At 74.5% G+C, this 17062-nt stretch carries 13 protein-coding genes; 10 read left to right on the top strand and 3 right to left on the bottom strand.

What is annotated here, in order from left to right:
* Positions 1-236: 236 nt before the first annotated feature.
* Positions 237-926 carry a histidine phosphatase family protein gene (locus tag ACFWUQ_RS28145; protein ID WP_384543594.1) on the bottom strand — a complete coding sequence of 230 codons (690 nt, stop codon included), beginning with the start codon at positions 924-926 and terminating at the stop codon, positions 237-239.
* Positions 923-2245, bottom strand: a complete 1323-nt coding sequence (gene hemL, locus ACFWUQ_RS28140; RefSeq protein WP_384543592.1) for a glutamate-1-semialdehyde 2,1-aminomutase — start codon at positions 2243-2245, stop codon at positions 923-925. The genes ACFWUQ_RS28145 and hemL overlap by 4 nt, the downstream gene beginning before the upstream one ends.
* A 292-nt stretch (positions 2246-2537) precedes the next feature.
* Between hemL and ACFWUQ_RS28135 the strand changes: the two genes are divergently transcribed.
* On the top strand, positions 2538-2975 hold the full coding sequence (locus ACFWUQ_RS28135; protein WP_053675327.1) for a hypothetical protein: 438 nt from the start codon (positions 2538-2540) through the stop codon (positions 2973-2975).
* A gap of 132 nt (positions 2976-3107) precedes the next feature.
* Positions 3108-4955: a DUF4157 domain-containing protein gene (locus ACFWUQ_RS28130; protein ID WP_384543590.1), complete on the top strand. Its 1848-nt coding sequence runs from the start codon at positions 3108-3110 to the stop codon at positions 4953-4955.
* Positions 4956-5209: 254 nt separating this feature from the next.
* On the opposite strand, the gene ACFWUQ_RS28125 is transcribed toward ACFWUQ_RS28130, so the two are convergent.
* Complete coding sequence (locus tag ACFWUQ_RS28125) at positions 5210-6565, bottom strand: hydrolytic protein (RefSeq protein WP_384543588.1); 1356 nt, start codon at positions 6563-6565, stop codon at positions 5210-5212.
* A 166-nt stretch (positions 6566-6731) separates the two neighbouring features.
* Here ACFWUQ_RS28125 and ACFWUQ_RS28120 point away from each other — a divergent pair, with 166 nt between their 5' ends.
* From ACFWUQ_RS28120 to ACFWUQ_RS28085, 8 genes are all read left to right on the top strand, one after another.
* Entirely contained in the window at positions 6732-7403 is a 672-nt protein-coding gene (locus ACFWUQ_RS28120) for a LuxR C-terminal-related transcriptional regulator (protein WP_384543586.1), read from the top strand.
* 206 nt (positions 7404-7609) lie between these two features.
* A complete protein-coding gene (locus ACFWUQ_RS28115; RefSeq protein ID WP_384543584.1) occupies positions 7610-10813 on the top strand; it encodes a hypothetical protein in 3204 nt (1067 codons plus the stop codon).
* A complete protein-coding gene (locus ACFWUQ_RS28110) occupies positions 10810-11514 on the top strand; it encodes a DUF4255 domain-containing protein (RefSeq protein ID WP_384543582.1) in 705 nt (234 codons plus the stop codon). The genes ACFWUQ_RS28115 and ACFWUQ_RS28110 overlap by 4 nt, the downstream gene beginning before the upstream one ends.
* A gap of 146 nt (positions 11515-11660) precedes the next feature.
* Entirely contained in the window at positions 11661-13775 is a 2115-nt protein-coding gene (locus ACFWUQ_RS28105) for an ATP-binding protein (protein WP_384543596.1), read from the top strand.
* A 180-nt stretch (positions 13776-13955) separates the two neighbouring features.
* A complete protein-coding gene (locus ACFWUQ_RS28100) occupies positions 13956-15512 on the top strand; it encodes a phage tail sheath family protein (RefSeq protein ID WP_384543580.1) in 1557 nt (518 codons plus the stop codon).
* 101 nt (positions 15513-15613) lie between these two features.
* Positions 15614-16054 (top strand): phage tail protein, encoded by a 441-nt coding sequence (locus tag ACFWUQ_RS28095; protein ID WP_030388073.1) that lies wholly within the window; start codon positions 15614-15616, stop codon positions 16052-16054.
* On the top strand, positions 16051-16542 hold the full coding sequence (locus tag ACFWUQ_RS28090; protein ID WP_384543578.1) for a hypothetical protein: 492 nt from the start codon (positions 16051-16053) through the stop codon (positions 16540-16542). Before ACFWUQ_RS28095 ends, ACFWUQ_RS28090 begins: the two co-directional genes overlap by 4 nt.
* On the top strand, positions 16539-16697 hold the full coding sequence (locus ACFWUQ_RS28085; RefSeq protein WP_167344733.1) for a DUF6760 family protein: 159 nt from the start codon (positions 16539-16541) through the stop codon (positions 16695-16697). The genes ACFWUQ_RS28090 and ACFWUQ_RS28085 overlap by 4 nt, the downstream gene beginning before the upstream one ends.
* Positions 16698-17062 lie beyond the last annotated feature (365 nt).

Below are 17062 nucleotides of genomic sequence, written 5' to 3'. Positions count from 1 at the left end.
GCCCGAGTCCGAGCACTCCTCTTCGACTGAAGTCGCGCATGTCACCGTCCCCGTCGTCACTCACGAAGCTCACGTCAATAGTCATATAAACGGACAATTGAGCATTGCTCGCAGCACCAGAAGGGTGATTCCCGCGCGACTCGTATTCAATTAGGCAAAGCGGTAACGGTTCGTAACAGACCGTCGATCAAGCGGCCGGTGGCGCATGTCACGCCGGTGGCGCCCGTGACGAACGGTCAGGCGCCGAATGCCTTGGACGCGCCCTTCACCGGCTTCGCCCCGGCCAGCAGGTGCGCCGGGACCAGGTCCCGGGCCGGCTCGCTGTAGCCCACCGACACCAGCCGGTCGCCCTGGTAGGTGAAGGACGTCAGCGAGGCCAGCGTGCACTGGCGGCGGCGCGGGTCGTGCCACAGCCGGCGCTTCTCCGCGAAGCTCCGCACGATCCAGATCGGCAGCTGGTGGCTGACCGCCACCGCCTCGCGGCCGCGCGCCGCGTCGCGCGCCGCCTCCAGCGCGCTCATCATCCGGACCACCTGCTCGACGTACGGCTCGCCCCAGGAGGGCTTGAACGGGTTCGTCAGGTGCTTCCAGTTGCCCGGCTTGCGCAGCGCGCCGTCGCCCACGCCGAAGGTCTTGCCCTCGAAGACGTTCTCCGCCTCCAGCAGCCGTCCGTCCGTCGCCAGGTCCAGCCCGTGGCTCTTGGCGATCGGCGCGGCCGTCTCCTGGGCCCGCTCCAGCGGGGAGGACACGACGTACGCGACGTCCCGGCTCTCCAGGTGCTCCGCGACCCGGTCGGCCATCCGGCGCCCCAGCTCGGAGAGGTGGTAGCCCTCCCGGCGCCCGTAGAGGACCCCGTCCGGGTTGTGCACCTCCCCGTGGCGCACCAGGTGGACGACGGTGATCCCGGGCGTGTCGGCGGCGCTCACGCGGTCGCCTCCGCGGCGGCCCGGGCGGCGGCGGGGAGCGCGGCCGCGACGCGCTCGACCGCCCGCTCGTCGTGGGCGGTGGACACGAACCAGGACTCGAAGGCGGACGGCGGCAGGTAGACGCCCTGCGCCAGCATCGAGTGGAAGAAGCCGTTGAAGCGGAAGCTCTCCTGCTTCTTGGCGTCGTCGTAGTCGCGGACCTCGTCCTCGGTGAAGAACACGGAGAACATGTTGGACGCCGTCTGCACCCGGTGCGCCACGCCCTCCTTGGTCAGCGCCTCGGTCACCAGGCCCTGGATCCGCGCCGCCACGGCGTCGACCTTCTCGTACGCGGCCGCGTCGAGCAGGCGCAGCTGCGCCAGACCGGCCGCGGTCGCGATCGGGTTACCGGAGAGGGTGCCCGCCTGGTAGACCGGGCCGGCCGGGGCCAGGTGGCCCATCACGTCCGCGCGGCCGCCGAAGGCCGCCGCCGGGAAGCCGCCGCCCATGACCTTGCCGAAGGTCATCAGGTCGGGTCGGACCCCGTCCACGCCGTACCAGCCGGCGCGGGAGGTGCGGAAGCCCGTCATGACCTCGTCGGAGATGTAGAGGGCGCCGTTGGCGCGGCAGAGGTCGGCGAGGCCCTGGTTGAAGCCGTCCGCCGGGGTGACGACGCCCATGTTGCCGGGCGCCGCCTCGGTGATCACACAGGCGATCTCGCCGGGGTGCGCGGCGAAGGCCGCCCGTACCGCTTCGAGGTCGTTGTAGGGCAGGACGATGGTGTCGCCCGCCTGGGCTCCGGTCACTCCGGGGGTGTCCGGCAGCGCGAAGGTCGCGAGCCCGGAACCGGCGGCGGCCAGCAGCGCGTCCACGTGACCGTGGTAGCAGCCGGCGAACTTCACCACCTTGGCGCGCCCCGTGAAGCCGCGGGCCAGCCGGATCGCCGACATGGTCGCCTCGGTGCCCGAGGACACCAGGCGGACCTGCTCGACGGGCTCGATCCGCGCGACGATCTCCTCGGCGAGCGCGACCTCGCCCTCGCCGGGCGTGCCGAAGGACGTGCCGCGGGCGACCGCCGCCTGGACGGCCTCGATCACCTCGGGGTGGGAGTGGCCGAGGATCATCGGACCCCACGAGCACACGAGGTCGACATACTCACGGCCGTCGGCATCCGTCAGATACGGGCCGGTACCGGACACCATGAACCGGGGCGTACCGCCCACGGCGCGGAAGGCGCGCACCGGAGAGTTCACGCCGCCGGGGGTCACGAGGGACGCACGCTCGAAGAGCGTCTGCGAAACTGGGGCTTCATACGGGTACGGGTAGCTCACACCAGCCATGGTCTCAGAGGCCGCGACAGACTTGCGGACGGGCGTTTCACCGCGCCGCCGCGGGGGAGGTCACTGCCATGATGATCAGGCTGCGTGGCGGGGGCCGCGGGGCCGGGGCGAGCAAGACCAGTCGGGTGGAGATATGCAACGCGGTGGTGGACCGGGCGAGGGTATGGACGGCCTCGACCCCCAGCGCGCCCGCGAATCCCGCCGCCGGGGCAAGCACCGCCGCGCCGCGGAGGCCGCCGATGCCGTCCCGGAACCGTCCGCCCCGCCCGAGGGCCTGTTCAAGGGCCGCGGCATGGGAGTGACCTACAAGTACTTCGGCGCGCCCGACGGCGCGACGGCCGCCCGGGTCCCGGTGACGATGCGCCCGGAGGAGCTGGGCGGCGACGAGCTCGGCATGGGCGGCCTGTTCACCAAGATCAAGCCGGAGACGGTGGCCGCGATGGTCCTGACCGGCATCGAGGGCATACCCCTGCACAAGGTGCCGCCCCTGGAGCTGGTCGTCCTCCACCCCGACTACGCGGTGGTCAAACTGCCCATGACGGTCGTGGACCCGCTCCGCGGCGTGGGCGAGGAATCCGTCGGCGCGGCCGCCTTCATCTGGTCCACGGTCCCGGACCGCGGCGGCCCGCGCGACGCCTTCAACGTCTACCAGCTGCTCCACGAGTGGCAGGACTTCTCGCACCGCCTCCACGAGGCGGGACACCAGCCGTACTGCCTGGTCTGGCCCTGACCGGTCGTCCTCCGCCGCCGCCGGGGCAAGGGCGTGGCCCCCGCGCTGCCCTCGCGTCCCTGCCCGCCGGGGCGCGCCGCGGGTAGACACGGATCTCGGCAGTAACAGTGGCAGTCGAGCGGGAGGGGTCTCGTGCGCGCTCAGGCGAACGACCGCAGCGGGTCCGGCGGGTCCGATGGCGGGCAGGGGGCCGACCGGGCGAACCGGGCACGGCAGGCGCAGGCGCCCGTACCGGTGGTGGGAGCGGCGCTGTCCCCGCGGCAGGCGGGCGCGCTGCAGCGGCGCATCGGGAACACGGCCGTCGCCCGGCTGGTCCAGCAGGACCGGCACCGGCACGACGCGTCCTGCGGCCACGACGGGGAGACGCCCGCGGTGCAGCGCTCCGCCGTCCACGAGGTGCTGCGGGGCGCGGGCCGGCCGCTCGACGAGCCGCTGCGCAGGGAGATGGAGGACCGCCTCGGCTCCGACTTCTCCGAGGTGCGCCTGCACACGGGGGCGGCGGCCCAGCGGTCCGCCGCCGAGATCGGGGCCCGGGCCTACACCTCGGGCAGCGATGTCGTCATCGGCGCGGCCGGCGGCGACAAGCACACCCTCGCGCACGAGCTGACCCATGTGATCCAGCAGCGCCGCGGCCCGGTGTCCGGCACGGACAACGGTGCGGGGCTGAGGGTGTCGGACCCGTCCGACACGTTCGAGCGGGAGGCCGAGGCGAACGCCGTACGGGCCATGTCCCGTCCGCGGCCGGACCTGCGGGACGCCCCGGCGGCCGGCCCCTCGGACCACCCCGCGGCCGGCGGCGGGGATGGGGCGCCCGTGCAGCGCATGCTGGGCTTCGAGACCGAGGTCAGCCTGCCGGTGGAGGACGAGCGGGGCCAGAAGTACGAGGGCGACACCGACCTGGCCCAGAGCACCGCGGCGGACTTCAAGGTGGTCTCCGACAAGCGGGCGCTGCCCGGCGGGGCCGGCTACTCGAACGTGGAGTTCGTGACCGGCGCGGTCCGCGTGGTCGGCTCGATGAGCGAGGCCGGGCCCGCGGCCCTGGACCACCTGGTCGCCGAGATCCGCGCCGTGCGCGACGGGTTCTACCAAGCGGTCGACAAGACCCCCCTGCGGGACATGGCGTTGAACCTGCAGGTGCTGGCCGAGGGAGCGGGGGCCCGGGTCGCCCCGGGGCTCGGCTACGACGAGCACGCCGGAAAGCCCGGCCTGGGCGACGGCCTGTTCGTGCACTACTCGGTCGGGGTACCGCTGAGCGGCATGCCGATGTTCTTCGACCACCTGCGGGACGCCGCTCCCACCGGGCCGCGCGTACCGAACCGCCGGGCCCGCTTCCGGTTCTCCCAGGCCAAGGACTTCGCGGCGGAGGTCGTGGAGATGTACGACCGCGGCCAGGCGGCCTCCAAGAAGCGCAAGAGGGTGCCCACCGACGCCCTCGACGGCTACTGCCAGCTGTTCTTCATGCAGGTCGCGGCCGTGGCCGACTACGTGGCCCAGGACCAGGACCAGGGCCAGATCAAGAATTTGACGGCCGTCCTGTCCCGGTCGCGGCTCTCGGACGTCCGGGGTCTGCTCGACCCGGCGCTCCAGGCGTTCCTGCGCAGCAGCAGCGACGGCGTCATCGACGTCCTCGCCAGGTACCAGGAGGACTCCGGGGAGGGCGGCAAGCTGGAGTTCCGCGAGAACGCCACCCGGCAGATCGACGGGCCCGAGGTGTCCCTCCTCTCGTTCGCCGAATCGGCGCTCACGGGGGCTCCCGCGGTGGACCAGCAGAGCGTGTTCGGCGGCATGAACCAGATCGCCCCGCACGCGGAGGAGGGCGCCATGATGATCCCCTTCGAGATCCGCACGATGGGCGCCCAGATGAAGACCTGGGACCAGCTCCAGAACGAGCTGCACGACCTCGCGCGCTGGGCCGAGGAGGCCTACCAGCACGACCGCATGCAGGCCGGCGACTCCAACCGCCGGCGTACCGACCAGTGAGGAAGGCGCCGGCCCCCTCCCGCTGACCGGAGCAGGGGAGGGGGCCGGAAGCCGCGATCCGGCCATCTTTGCCGCCGCGCCGATTACCGCTGGTTACCCGCGAGTTCACTACGTCGAGGGGACACCCGGATGGGAACGTACGGCCGCAAAGGGGACACCTGATCGACTCGCCGAGTACCTATTTTCAGACGGTGGGGCAAAGGCCCCCTTTGCCCCGGCGGACAACCTGACCGACGATGTCCGTGCCGCTCGGGTCACCGGAGGTCGCTCAGCACCCCGCTCACATGCAGCACCTCGTGGCACTCCTGTGCCTGGCGGCCGGTAGCGGGGGTGCCCGGCTTCGCACAGGTCACCTGGACGGTCACAGTCTGGCTCTCGGCGATGCTGATGGGGGTGACCCAGTGGTAGTCCTGGTTGCGGAACGTCTCCAGCGCGATCGTCGTGATCTTGCGGTCGCCGAAGCTGATGGTCACCACCCCCTCGTCGCCCTGGAAGTTGGCGACAACGATGTCCGTGATCCCGAACGCCTTGCCCGCCGGCACCGTGTAGGAACCGGTCTTGGTCTGTCCGGCGCCGGTCTGCAGGTCGATGGTGGCCGAGCTCTGCTGGCCGCCGACGACCGCGCCCGCGCCGGCGCCCGCGCCGCCGCCGCCCGTACCGGCTCCGCCGCCCCCGGGCACCGGGTTCTTGGCCCCGCCGGCCGGCTGCTCGGCGCCGCCGGCGGGCGGAGCCTGCCCGTTCACGGCCGCGGTGGGCGCCGGCCTCTTCTGCACCAGCTCGGCCGCCTCCTTGGCGGTACTGCGTACGGCCGGGCGCACCAGCAGGAACCAGGCCAGCAGCAGGGCCAGCAGGGCGGCCAGGACCGCGAGCAGCCAGGTCGGGAAGACGGGGATCTGGACGAACTCCACCTCCAGCGGCGCCCGGACGGCGCCGGGCTCCTGCCGTCGCTCCTCGCCGCTTCCGGCCGCCTCGCCGTCGCCCTCGTCGACCTCGGCCACCTCCACGGTGAACGGCCAGGTCACCGGGGCCCCGAACCACACCGGCCGGCCCGTACGGACCCGCAGTGCCACCTCGGTGGACTCCCCCGGCTCCAGCGTCACGGCGGCGGGGCGGAAGTCGAACTTCAGCTCCTCGCCCGGCTGCGCGGCCATGAGGCCCAGCCGTACGGGGCAGTTGCCCTCGTTGCGCACCGCGATCCGGTAGCGCCCCCGCAGCCAGCCGCGGCGGCGCCTGGGAGCGCTCTCCGCGCGCAGCTCCCGGAACTCCTCGACGTGCACGGTGGTCTCGGGCACCCGTACGGACTCGGGGTGCTCGGTGGGCAGCACGCGCACGGCGAGCGGGACGTCCCCGGCCCGCACCTGCGGCGAGCGCGGCGGCGTCAGACGGATCGTCACCGCCTCGGAGGTGCCGGGGTACAGGGAGACCCGCGCGGGTTCCACCGTGGCCCAGGCGGCGCAGTCGCCGACGACCTCCAGGCGGTACGCCTCGACGATGTCGCTGTCGTTGCGGACGGTCAGGCTGGTGGAGGCGGTACCGCCCGGGGTCACCGACACCGCCGGGATGTCGAGGCCGGGCGCGCCAGGGCTGGGAGAGGCAGCTGGGGATATCACACGGCGACGCTACGGCGCCGGACCCATCGCTTCCACGGACGCGGGGGCAACTCCCCGGGCAGCCCCGATGCCCTCGGGGACGGCCCGCAACTCGTCGTCGCCCAGCCCCCGTTGACGAACCTTCCCCCCGTGTCCGCACCTACGCATCCCGGAACAGGTACGACTTATGAGCCAGACCCAGACCGAGTACCACGGCCCCGCCTCCCCGTCCGGCGCCGGCCGGCGGGTCACCGTGGCCGTGTACGCGTCGGACCCGATCCTGCACGTCGGGGTCGTCCACCAGCTGCGCCAGCGCCCCGAGATCCAGCTCGTCGACGCCGCCGACGGCGCCCAGGTGTCGCTGGTGGCCGTGGACAGCGTGGACGACGAGACGGCCGCGCTGCTGTACCGGCTGCGCCACGACTCCGGTACGCGCACCGGGCTCGTGGTCGGCACCTTCGAGTCCGGCGACGCGCTGCAGCGCGCCATCGAGTGCGGGGTCACCGCCGTGCTGCGGCGCGCGGAGGCCGACCAGGACCGGCTGCTGCGCCTGGTGCTGGCGATAGCGAACGGCGAGGGCGTCCTGCCCGGCGACCTCCTCGCGAAACTCCTCGACCACGTCGGCAGCCTGCAGCGTTCGGCCCTCGACCCCCGCGCGGTGTCCCTGTCCACCCTGACCGCGCGCGAGGCGGACATGCTGCGCCTGGTGTCCGACGGCCTGGACACCGCGGAGATCGCGCGCAAGACCTCGTACTCCGAACGGACCGTCAAGAACGTGCTGCACGAGGTCATCACGCGGCTTCAGCTGCGCAACCGCACGCACGCGGTCGGCTACGCCCTGCGCAACGGGCTGATCTGAGCGCCGGGACGGCTCCCGGGGCCGGCGGCCGCGGAAGCCGGCCCCGGCGCCCGGCGGAACCGCCCGCCGCGCCCCGGCACTGCCCGAAAGCGCACCCGGCGCTTCCCCCGGATCCGGCCCCGCGGCCCTGCCGGCCCGCGGGCGCCGGCCCGCAGGGTGGCCAGATCATGCGCAGATGCTGTACCCGGACTGTGAGGTGGACCGTGATGAGCACGGGTGGCTCCGACGGTCGGCGACACCGCTGGGGGAGGGCCGGCGCGTCACTGCTGCTGCTGGCCCCCCTGCTCGCGGTGACGGCGGCGACCGGCCCCGGCGACGCCGGGGCCAGACCCCTCGCGGCCGACGCCGGCGACAGCCGGGTGGCGTACGCCGGTACGCGCCACCGCAGCCTGGGCCGGGTGGCGACCAGTACCTCCAGCACCCCGCTGTTCGGGGAGGGGCCGGCCCACCTGGACCTCCAGCCCGCCGCCCTCGGCGACCAACTGGTCTTCGCCAGCCGCCGCGACGAGCGGAACCCGCAGATCTACCTGCGCGCCGCGAACGGCTCGGTACGCCGCCTGACCAGCGGAATGGACGCCGCGCACCCGCGGCTGACCCCGGACGGCCGGGCGGTCGTCTTCGACTCCGCCGTCCGGCCCGAGACCGGCGGCATCCAGCGCGACCTGTACCTGGTGCGCACCGACGGGACCGGCCTGACCAGGCTGACCGACACGCCCGCGAACGAGGAGCACCCCACGGTCTCGCCGGACGGCGGACGCCTGGCGTACTCCGGCGACGCCGACCGCGCCGCCGGACGGCAGGTCTACGTACGCCCCCTGCGGGGCGGCGCCGCCGTCCGCGTCACCGACCCCGTCGACGGCCCGGCCACCGAGCCGGTGTGGAACCCGGTGGACGACGCGGCGCACCGGGACCGGATCGCCTACACCGCCGGCGGATCCACGCCGCGCCTGCGGTGGACCGACGGGCGCACCGGCGGGCCGCTGCTGGGGGGCGCGCAGGCCGAGTGGCGTACCCACGGGGCAAGCTGGCTGCCCGACGGGAACGGCGTCCTGTTCCTCAGCCCGAACCGCACCTGCGACTGCGAGGGCGACTGGGACCACGTCTTCCGGGTTCCCGCGCATGCGGAGAACACGCCCCAGGTGGTACTCAGCGAGGACCGCGAGGTCGCGTCGGCCACCTGGCTCGGGCCGCTCGAAGGCGGCGGGGCCGTGGTCGAGCGCACCTCGGCCGCCGGGCCGCACGTGGTGACCCTGCAGGACGCCCGGGCGGACGGCTCCGACCCCCGGGACCTCGGGCTGACCATCCTCAAGGAGGACCCGGCGGCCGACACCAACACCGATCCGGCCAAGGACCCGCTGTTCCAGCCGGCCCCCGGCCACGACCCGTGGACCGAGCGGCAGAGCTACACGCCCGACGGGCGCAGGATCGTACTGACCCGCTTCGAGGACACGCGCGACGGCCGGATCGAGCGGATCTGGATCGCGGACGCCGACGGGTCCGGCGCGGCGCCCCTGCCGCTCGCGGGCCGCGGCCCCAGGGACTGGGACACCGACCCGACGTTCTCCCCCGACGGCAGGTTCCTGGCCTTCACCCGGACCTCGCCCGGTGGCACGGGCGAAGCCGCCGGCCCCGCGCGCATCCTGATCGCGGACGCCGCCACCGGCGCGATCCGCGGCGAGGTCGTCCCGCCCGAGGGCGGGGTCCGGGGCGGCGACGCCCAGCCCACCTGGTCCTCCGACGGCGCGATGCTGGCCTTCACCCGTAACCACGTGATCAACGGCCGCGGCGGCAACAAGCACGTCTGGACCGTGCCCGTGGACAGCCTCGCCCGGCAGCGCGACCTCAGCGCCGGGATGTGCCCCGGCGCCTGCGAGGTCATCGACGACAGCCCGGCGTTCTCCCCGGACGGCGCCACCCTCGCCTTCAACCGCAAGAACGGCGGCGGCCGCCTCGACGACCAGGGCGGCATCCTGCTCGCCTCCCCGACGGGCGGCGCCTGCCGGGTCCTGCTGCCGGAGGCCGCGCGCGGCGTTCCCGGCGCCTGCGGCCGGGAACTGCCCGACAGCCCGGAGCGCGGACCGTTCCAGCCCCGCGACGCGGCCTGGACGGCCGACGGGAAGAGCCTCGTACTCAGCGCGCGCGGTGAGCGGGCCCCCAACAGCCCGGAGAAGCTGAAGCTGGTGGATGTCGCCACCGGCTCCCACAACCTGCTCGTCACCGGCCTGCCGGGGCGGCAGAAGGAACCCGCCGTGCAGCAGTCGGTGGACCTCGCGATCCGGGCGCCGGACCGGGCGCCCCCGCTGACCGTCGGTGACTCCGCCGCCGTGCGGGTGGACGTCGTCAACCAGGGCCCGGCGGCCTCGCCGGGGACCCGGCTGACCGTCGCGCCCCCGGCCGGGGTGACCGTCACCGCGCTCACCGCCCCGGGCGCCACCTGCGACGCCGCGGCGCTGACCTGCGCGCTGGGCGTCGTGCGCCCCGGAACCACCGTCGCGGTGACCGCCACCCTCACCGGCGTCACCGCCGGCGAGCAGCCGGTGGAATGGACGGTCGCCGGCACCGTCCTCGACCCCCGCCCCACGGACAACGCCGGCCGGACCGTGGTGCCGGTGCGCGAGGCCCCCGTGACGCCGACCCCGACACCCACGCCGACGCCCACGCCGACTCCGACACCCACCCCGACCCCGACCCCGACACCGACCCCGACGCCGACTCCGACGCCCACCGTCCCTCCCGCGACGCGCCCGGAGCCTCCCGCGCCGCCGGCCGGGCCCGCGGTGCGCGTCACGGCGCAGCCCGACCCCGGCTACGTCGGCGGCCGAATCGTCGTCACGTACACCGTCCGCAACGGGCGCAACGCCCTGGCCACCGGCCTGCGGCTGCGTCTCGGCCTCCCCGAGGGCGTTCCCCACAACGGCCCGCCGCCGGGCTGCGACCAGAACTGGAACTGCGCGCTGCCGGACCTGGCGCCCGGCGCCCGGACCGTCCTCCAGGTCGTCCTCAGCCCCGACAAGGCACTCACCGGCCGCGTGAGCGCCACCCTCACCACGACCGGCACGGACGCCGACCTCGGCGACAACACCGCGGAGCAGCCGCTGCGCGTCCTCCAGCCGCGCATCGTCGCCGTGCCGCCGATCGGCAAGCCCGGCTTCGTCACCTCCGTGCGCGGCGAGGACTTCCCGCCCGGCGTGCCGGTGCGGTTCACGTGGCAGCCGGGCATCACCGCGGCGGCGGCGCCGACCCTGCCCCGGCGCGACGGCACGTTCACCGGCCAGCTGCTGATCCTCGCCAAGGACCGGACCGGCCCCCGCCTCATCACCGCGAGCGGCCCCGGCTTCTCCCCGGTGCAGACCGACTTCCTCGTGGTCAACGGCACCGTGCAGCCGCCCGACGAGGTGACCCGCCGGTGATCCACGAGGTCGACGAGGGGCTGCGCCGGCTGCTGGCGGAGTCCGGCCTGGAGGCGTCGGGCGTCGAGGTGGTCTTCGACGCGCCGACGCGCGACTGGGCCGCGCGCCGCAGCGCGCCCACGGTCTGCGTGTTCCTGTACGACATCCGCGAGGACCACACCCGGCGCGGCAGCGGCGGGGGCGAGGTGTACGACGCGGACGGGCTGGTCGTCGCGCGCCGCACCCCGCCGCGCTGGTTCGAGTTGACGTACCTGGTCACCGCGTGGGCCAGCAGGCCGCAGGACGAGCACCGGCTGCTCTCCCAGGTGCTGTCCTGCCTCCTGTCCACGGACGCGCTGCCCCCGCGCATGCTCAGCGGCACGCTGGCCGAGCTCGGCCTGCTCGTGGACGTGGACGCGGGGGGCACCGGCGCGGACGCCCCGGCCGCCTCCGAGGTGTGGTCCGCGCTGGGCGGCGAGCTGAAGCCGTCGCTCGGGGTGCGCGTGAAGGCCCCGCTGGCCGGCATCAGCAGGCTCACCGCGCCGCCGGTCACCGAGGGGCTCGTCGTACGGTCCGTGCCGCAGGCCGAGCCGGAGGAGGCGCGGAGCGCGCGCCGGCTGCGCTACGTGGAGCTGAACGGGCCGGGGCCGGAGGGCCTCGGCGGCTCCCGGGAACGGCCGAAGGCCCCCGCGCGCCGCCGCCGGGGGGAGAGGCAGCCGTGACGCAGACCGCCCCGACGGCCCCGGATCCGGTCCCGGATCCGGCCCCGGATCCGGCGGCCGTCCCGCACCGGGCACCCGCCCCGGCCCCGGCGGCCGTCCCGCACGCGGCACCCGCTTCGGCCCCGGCGGGCGACCCGGTCCCGTACCTGTGGGCGCGGCTCCGCCTCGTCGAGGACCGGGTGCGCCGGGCCGTGGCGCTCCGGCGCGCCGCCGACCCCGACCCGGACGACCCCTACCGGGGCCAGTACCTCACCCCCGAGGCGGTCACCCGGATCCTGGACGCCCCGTACGACCCCGCCCTGCCCGCGCTCGCACCGGCCGACCCCCCGCCCGGTTCGGCCCTCGACGTCCTCGCCACGCGCTTCGGTCTGGACCCGCTCGACCTGGACCTGCTGCTGGTCGCCCTGGCGCCCGACCTGGACGTCCGCTTCGAGCAGCTCTACGGCTACCTCAACGACGACCTGACCCGCCGCCGGCCCACCGTCGCGCTCGCCCTCGAACTGTGCGGCCGCGCCGGGTCGGCGACGGCGCGGTTCCGGCTCTCCCCCACCGGGCCGCTCGTCGCCGGCGGCCTGCTGGAGGTCACCGAGCCCGAACGGCCGCCGCTGTCCCGTGTGCTGGCCGTCCCGGACCGGGTCACCGCCCACCTCCTCGGCGACGCCTCGCCCGACCCGCGGCTGGCCGACGTGCTCGGCGAGGCCGCCGACGACCCGGCCGTCGACCCGGCCGAACTGCGCCGTGCCGTCGCGGCGGCCACGAGCGGCACCGGGCACGTCCACGTGCGGACCCGCGGCGGCGATCCCGTCGGCCTGGCGGCCGCCGCGTTGCGCGCCCGCGGGCTGCGCCCCCTGGCCCTGGACGCGGCGGCCCTGGCCCACCGGGTCCGCGCCGCGCCCGAACTCGCGCGCGCCGCCGCCCGCGAGGCCCGCCTGCTGGGCGCCGGTGTGCTCCTCGGACCGGTGGAGGAGCTGCCCGACCGACCCGACGAGCGGGCGCGGCTCCTGCGCTCGATGTGCGCGGTGCTGAGCGGCCTCCCCCTGTTCACGTACGGGACGGGCGGGTGGGAGCCCGCCTGGGCCTCCGACACCCCCGTCACCATGACGGTCGCGGCCCCCTCGCCCGAGCGGCACGTCGTGCGCTGGCGCCACGCGCTGGAGCGGTCCGCCGCACGGCACGGCCGGCCCGCCGGCGCGGGCACGGCGGACGGCTCCGGCACCCTCGCCGACCCCGACGCCCACGCCCACGCCGAGGACGCGGACGCGGCGGCCGGGACGGACGCGCTCGCGCGGTCCGTGTCCGCCCACCGCCTCGACGCGGGACAGTTGCGGCGCGCCGCCGACACCGCCGTGCGCACGGCCGCGCTCGACGGCCGCCCGGTCACCCCCGACGACCTGCGCATCGCCGTACGGGCCCAGAACGGCGCGGGGCTCGCCCGCCTGGCCCGGCGCGTGGAGCCCGCGGTGGGCTGGGACGACCTGGTGCTGCCGGCTCCCACCCACCGCCGGCTGCGGGAGCTCGCGGTCCGCGCCCGGTACCGCGACCAGGTGCTGGGGCAGTGGGGCATGCGGCCCGGCGGCGGGCGCGGGCGCGGGGTGATCGCCCTGTTCGCGGGCTCCTCCGGTACCGGCAAGACCATGTCCGCCGAGGTCGTGGCGGCCGACCTGGGCATGGACCTGTACGTGGTGGACCTGTCCACCGTCGTCGACAAGTACGTGGGTGAGACCGAGAAGAACCTGGAGCGGATCTTCACCGAGGCGTCCGCCGTCAACGCCGTGCTGCTGTTCGACGAGGCGGACGCGATCTTCGGCAAGCGCTCGGAGGTGAAGGACGCCCGCGACAAGCACGCCAACATGGAGTCGGCCTACCTCCTCCAGCGGATGGAGTCGTTCGACGGCATCGCCATCCTGACCACCAACCTCCGGGCCAACCTCGACGAGGCGTTCACCCGCCGCCTGGACGTGATCGCGGACTTCCCGGTGCCCGACGCCGCCCAGCGCCTGGCCCTGTGGGACCGGTGCCTGGGCGACCGGCTGCCCCGGGCCGACGGCCTCGACCTCGGCTTCTGCGCGGACCGCTTCGAGCTGGCCGGGGGCTCGATCCGGGCCTGCGCGGTGACCGCCGCCTACTCCGCGGCCGCCTCGGGTGAACCGCTGACCATGTCCCAGGTGGTGACGGCCGTCGCCCAGGAGTACCGCAAGCTCGGCCGGCTGGTCCTGGAGGGCGAGTTCGGTCCGTACGTGGAGCAGGTCACGCACGCGTGAGCCGGACGGCCGGACCGGGAGGGCAGCCCCCTTGCCCCCGGCCAGGTCCGAACGCCCCTGCCCCTCGCGCCCGCCCGCGCGAAAGGCTGTGGACGGACCCGCGACACGGTCCTTTCCAAGTCTTTCGAAGTCCCTTTTGAAGCCCCGCGCCCGCGGGGCAGCGAGCGCGAAGGAGCGAGCATGCCGACGTACCTCACCCCAGGTGTGTACGTGGAGGAGGTGCAGTCCGGCGCTCGCCCGATCGAAGGGGTCGGCACCGCCGTCGCCGCGTTCGTCGGGTTCGCCCAGAGCGGCCCGTTCCACGAGCCGACGCTGGTCACCAACTGGGACCAGTACACCCAGCGGTTCGGCGGCTTCACCGAGGGCACCTACCTGCCCCACGCGGTCTACGGGTACTTCGCCAACGGAGGCGGCGCCGCGTACGTCGTCCGCATCGGCGGGTCCGGCCAGGACGCCTCCGCGCCGGACGCCGGCACCGGCCACCCCCACCTGCGCGCGGCGGAGCCCGTCGAGATCGGCGGCTTCCTGATCGCGGCGCGGCCGGGCGTCACCGGTGTGTCCGTGGAGATCGCGGACGCGGACGGCGAGAACCCGCCCGAGGACCGCTTCAAGGTCCTGGTGCGCCAGGGCGAGCAGGTCGCCGAGACCTACGAGGTGTCCGCCCGCAAGAACGTCAAGGGCTACCTCGTCACCCAGGCCCGCGCCTCGAAGCTGATCGAGGTCAGCGAGCAGCGGAGCACGGCCCAGACCCGGCCGGCCGGCCAGACCGTGGTCCTGCCCGACCCCTCGGCCGCGCCCGCCCCGACCGGCCGGCCGGACGTGTCCCGGCTGAACCCGGCCGAGTACGTGGGCGACGCGGGCGCCCGCACCGGTTTCGCCGGCCTGGAGACCATCGACGAGATCACCATGGTCGCGGTCCCGGACCTGATGAGCGCCTACGAGCGCGGCGACATCGACTCCGAGGGCGTACGCACCGTGCAGCTCGCGGTGATCTCGCACTGCGAGCAGATGGGCGACCGGGTCGCCGTCCTGGACACCCCGCCGGGCCTGTCCGCGCAGCAGGTGCGCACCTGGCGCAACGACGAGGCGGGTTACGACTCCCGCTACGCGACCCTCTACTACCCGTGGGTGCGGGTCTTCGACCCCGCCGCCGGACACAACACGACCGTCCCGCCGAGCGGCCACATCGCCGGCGTGTGGGCGCGCAGCGACGCCGAGCGCGGGGTGCACAAGGCTCCCGCGAACGAGGTGATCCGCGGCGCGGTGGACCTGGAGCTGCGCCTGAGCAAGGGCGAGCAGGACCTGCTCAACCCGATCGGCGTGAACTGCGTACGGGCCTTCCCCGGCCGGGGCATCCGGATCTGGGGCGCCCGCACGCTGTCCTCCGACCCGGCCTGGCGCTACCTGAACGTGCGCCGGCTCTTCAACTACCTGGAGGAGTCCATCCTCCTGGGCACCCAGTGGGTGGTCTTCGAGCCGAACGACGACCGGCTCTGGTCGAGCATCCGGCGCAACGTGACGGCGTTCCTGACCGAGGAGTGGCGCCGCGGCGCGCTGTTCGGGCGTACGGCCGCCGAGGCGTTCTACGTCAAGTGCGACCGGGACAACAACCCGCAGGAGTCCATCGACCAGGGCCGCGTGGTCTGCGAGATCGGCGTCTCCCCGGTCAAGCCGGCCGAGTTCGTGGTGTTCCGCCTGGCGCAGTTCTCCGACAGCACCAGCCTCGTCGACGAGTGACGGGCCGCCCCGCCGCCGCGGGTGCGGCGGCGGGGCGGCGCGGTCCGAACGGTCGCGAGGGCCGGAACAGCCGTAACAGTTACGAAAGGTGAACGACAGTCATGGCAGAGGGCGATGCTCTTTCCACCCATATCTTCGGCGTGCAGCTGGGCGGCTACCTGGTCGAGTCGATCCAGGAGATCAGCGGCCTGACCGTCGAGGAAGAGGTCGTCGAGGTCCGCCAGGTCAGCGCGGAGGGCAAGCAGATCATCCGCAAGCAGCCCGGCGCCCGCCAGGCGGGCGAGGTCACGATCACGCGGGGACTCGACAAGAGCAGCGAGTTCACCAAGTGGATCAAGGAGACCCTGAACAACGGGGCCGTCGACACCGCGCGGCAGAACCTCACGATCGAGATCAAGGACTCCACGGGCGCGACCGTCCGCCGCATCCAGCTCATGCAGGGCTGGGCCTCCAAGTGGGAGGGCCCGTCCCTCAAGGCCGGCGAGTCCGCAGCGGCCACCGAGTCCGTGACCATCGTGTTCGAGGAGATCATCGTCGAATGAGGCGCCGTACGGTGACGGCGGGCAGCCTGGAGGAGATCCTCCAGGCCACGGCACCCGCCCCGGCCCCGGAACAGGCGGCGGCACCCCCGCCCGCGCCGGCGCCGCGCGAGGACCACGGGTTGCGCACGGAGTTCGAGTTCGAGCTGCCGCGCGGGTACGTGGACGAGGCGGGCACGGTGCACCGGCACGGCGCGATGCGCCTGGCCACCGCCCGCGACGAGCTGCGCCCCCAGATCGACCTGCGGGTCAAGGAGAACCCGGCGTACCTGAGCGTGGTCCTGCTCAGCCAGGTGATCACCCGGCTCGGGACGGTCACCGACGTGCACGCCGGGGTCGTCGAGCGGATGTACGCGACCGACGTCGCGTTCCTGCAGGACTTCTACCGGCGGGTCAACAGCGAGGGCCACACCCGCGCGGCGGTCACCTGCCCGCACTGCGACGGCGGCTTCGAGGTCGACCTCTCCGGTGGGCGCCTGGGGGAATCGTGACGTACGCCCTCCCCCGACTGAGGGAGGAGATCGCGTACATCGCCTACCACTTCCACTGGCGGCGCGACGAGATCCTCGACCTGACCCACGGCGAGCGCCAGGACTGGGTCACCGAGATAGCCCGTATCAACACCAGGGTGAACGAAGGCGGTTGAGCGGATGGCATGGCGGGACAGGCTGCGTCGGCGCACCGGGGTGCCGGACGCCGCCGCGACCGCCGGGGATGCGGGCGGCGCTTCGCGGGGCGCTCCCACGGGCGTGTCCGCCGCGCGGGGTCCCGGTGTCCCGGGCCCGGGCGGCGTGCCGGGCGACTGGGACGGCGGGTGGCGCACCACCGCGCCTCCCCGACTGACCGTGTCGCGGGCCCCGATGGGCGTCAGCGACGGCCTGGCCTTCCGGTCCGGTCTGGCTGCCTGGCGCGACCCGTCCTTCGACACCGGGCTCGCCCACGCCGTGCTGCCGTCCGCGCCGGCCGGCCTCGTGCGCGGCGTCGCCCGCCCCGCCTCGGCGCGCCCCGCCC

This window comes from Streptomyces sp. NPDC058662 (assembly GCF_042716255.1).
Classification (GTDB): Bacteria; Actinomycetota; Actinomycetes; order Streptomycetales; family Streptomycetaceae; genus Streptomyces.
This window is presented reverse-complemented; position numbering and strand designations above follow the sequence as displayed.

Excerpts from the sequence above, each read along its gene's own strand:
- hemL (WP_384543592.1), bottom strand. The coding sequence starts at position 2,245 with ATGGCTGGTGTGAGCTACCCGTACCCGTATGAAGCCCCAGTTTCGCAG.
- ACFWUQ_RS28135 (WP_053675327.1), top strand. The coding sequence starts at position 2,538 with ATGGGAGTGACCTACAAGTACTTCGGCGCGCCCGACGGCGCGACGGCC.
- ACFWUQ_RS28120 (WP_384543586.1), top strand. The coding sequence starts at position 6,732 with ATGAGCCAGACCCAGACCGAGTACCACGGCCCCGCCTCCCCGTCCGGC.
- ACFWUQ_RS28115 (WP_384543584.1), top strand. The coding sequence starts at position 7,610 with ATGAGCACGGGTGGCTCCGACGGTCGGCGACACCGCTGGGGGAGGGCC.
- ACFWUQ_RS28100 (WP_384543580.1), top strand. The coding sequence starts at position 13,956 with ATGCCGACGTACCTCACCCCAGGTGTGTACGTGGAGGAGGTGCAGTCC.
- ACFWUQ_RS28095 (WP_030388073.1), top strand. The coding sequence starts at position 15,614 with ATGGCAGAGGGCGATGCTCTTTCCACCCATATCTTCGGCGTGCAGCTG.
- ACFWUQ_RS28090 (WP_384543578.1), top strand. The coding sequence starts at position 16,051 with ATGAGGCGCCGTACGGTGACGGCGGGCAGCCTGGAGGAGATCCTCCAG.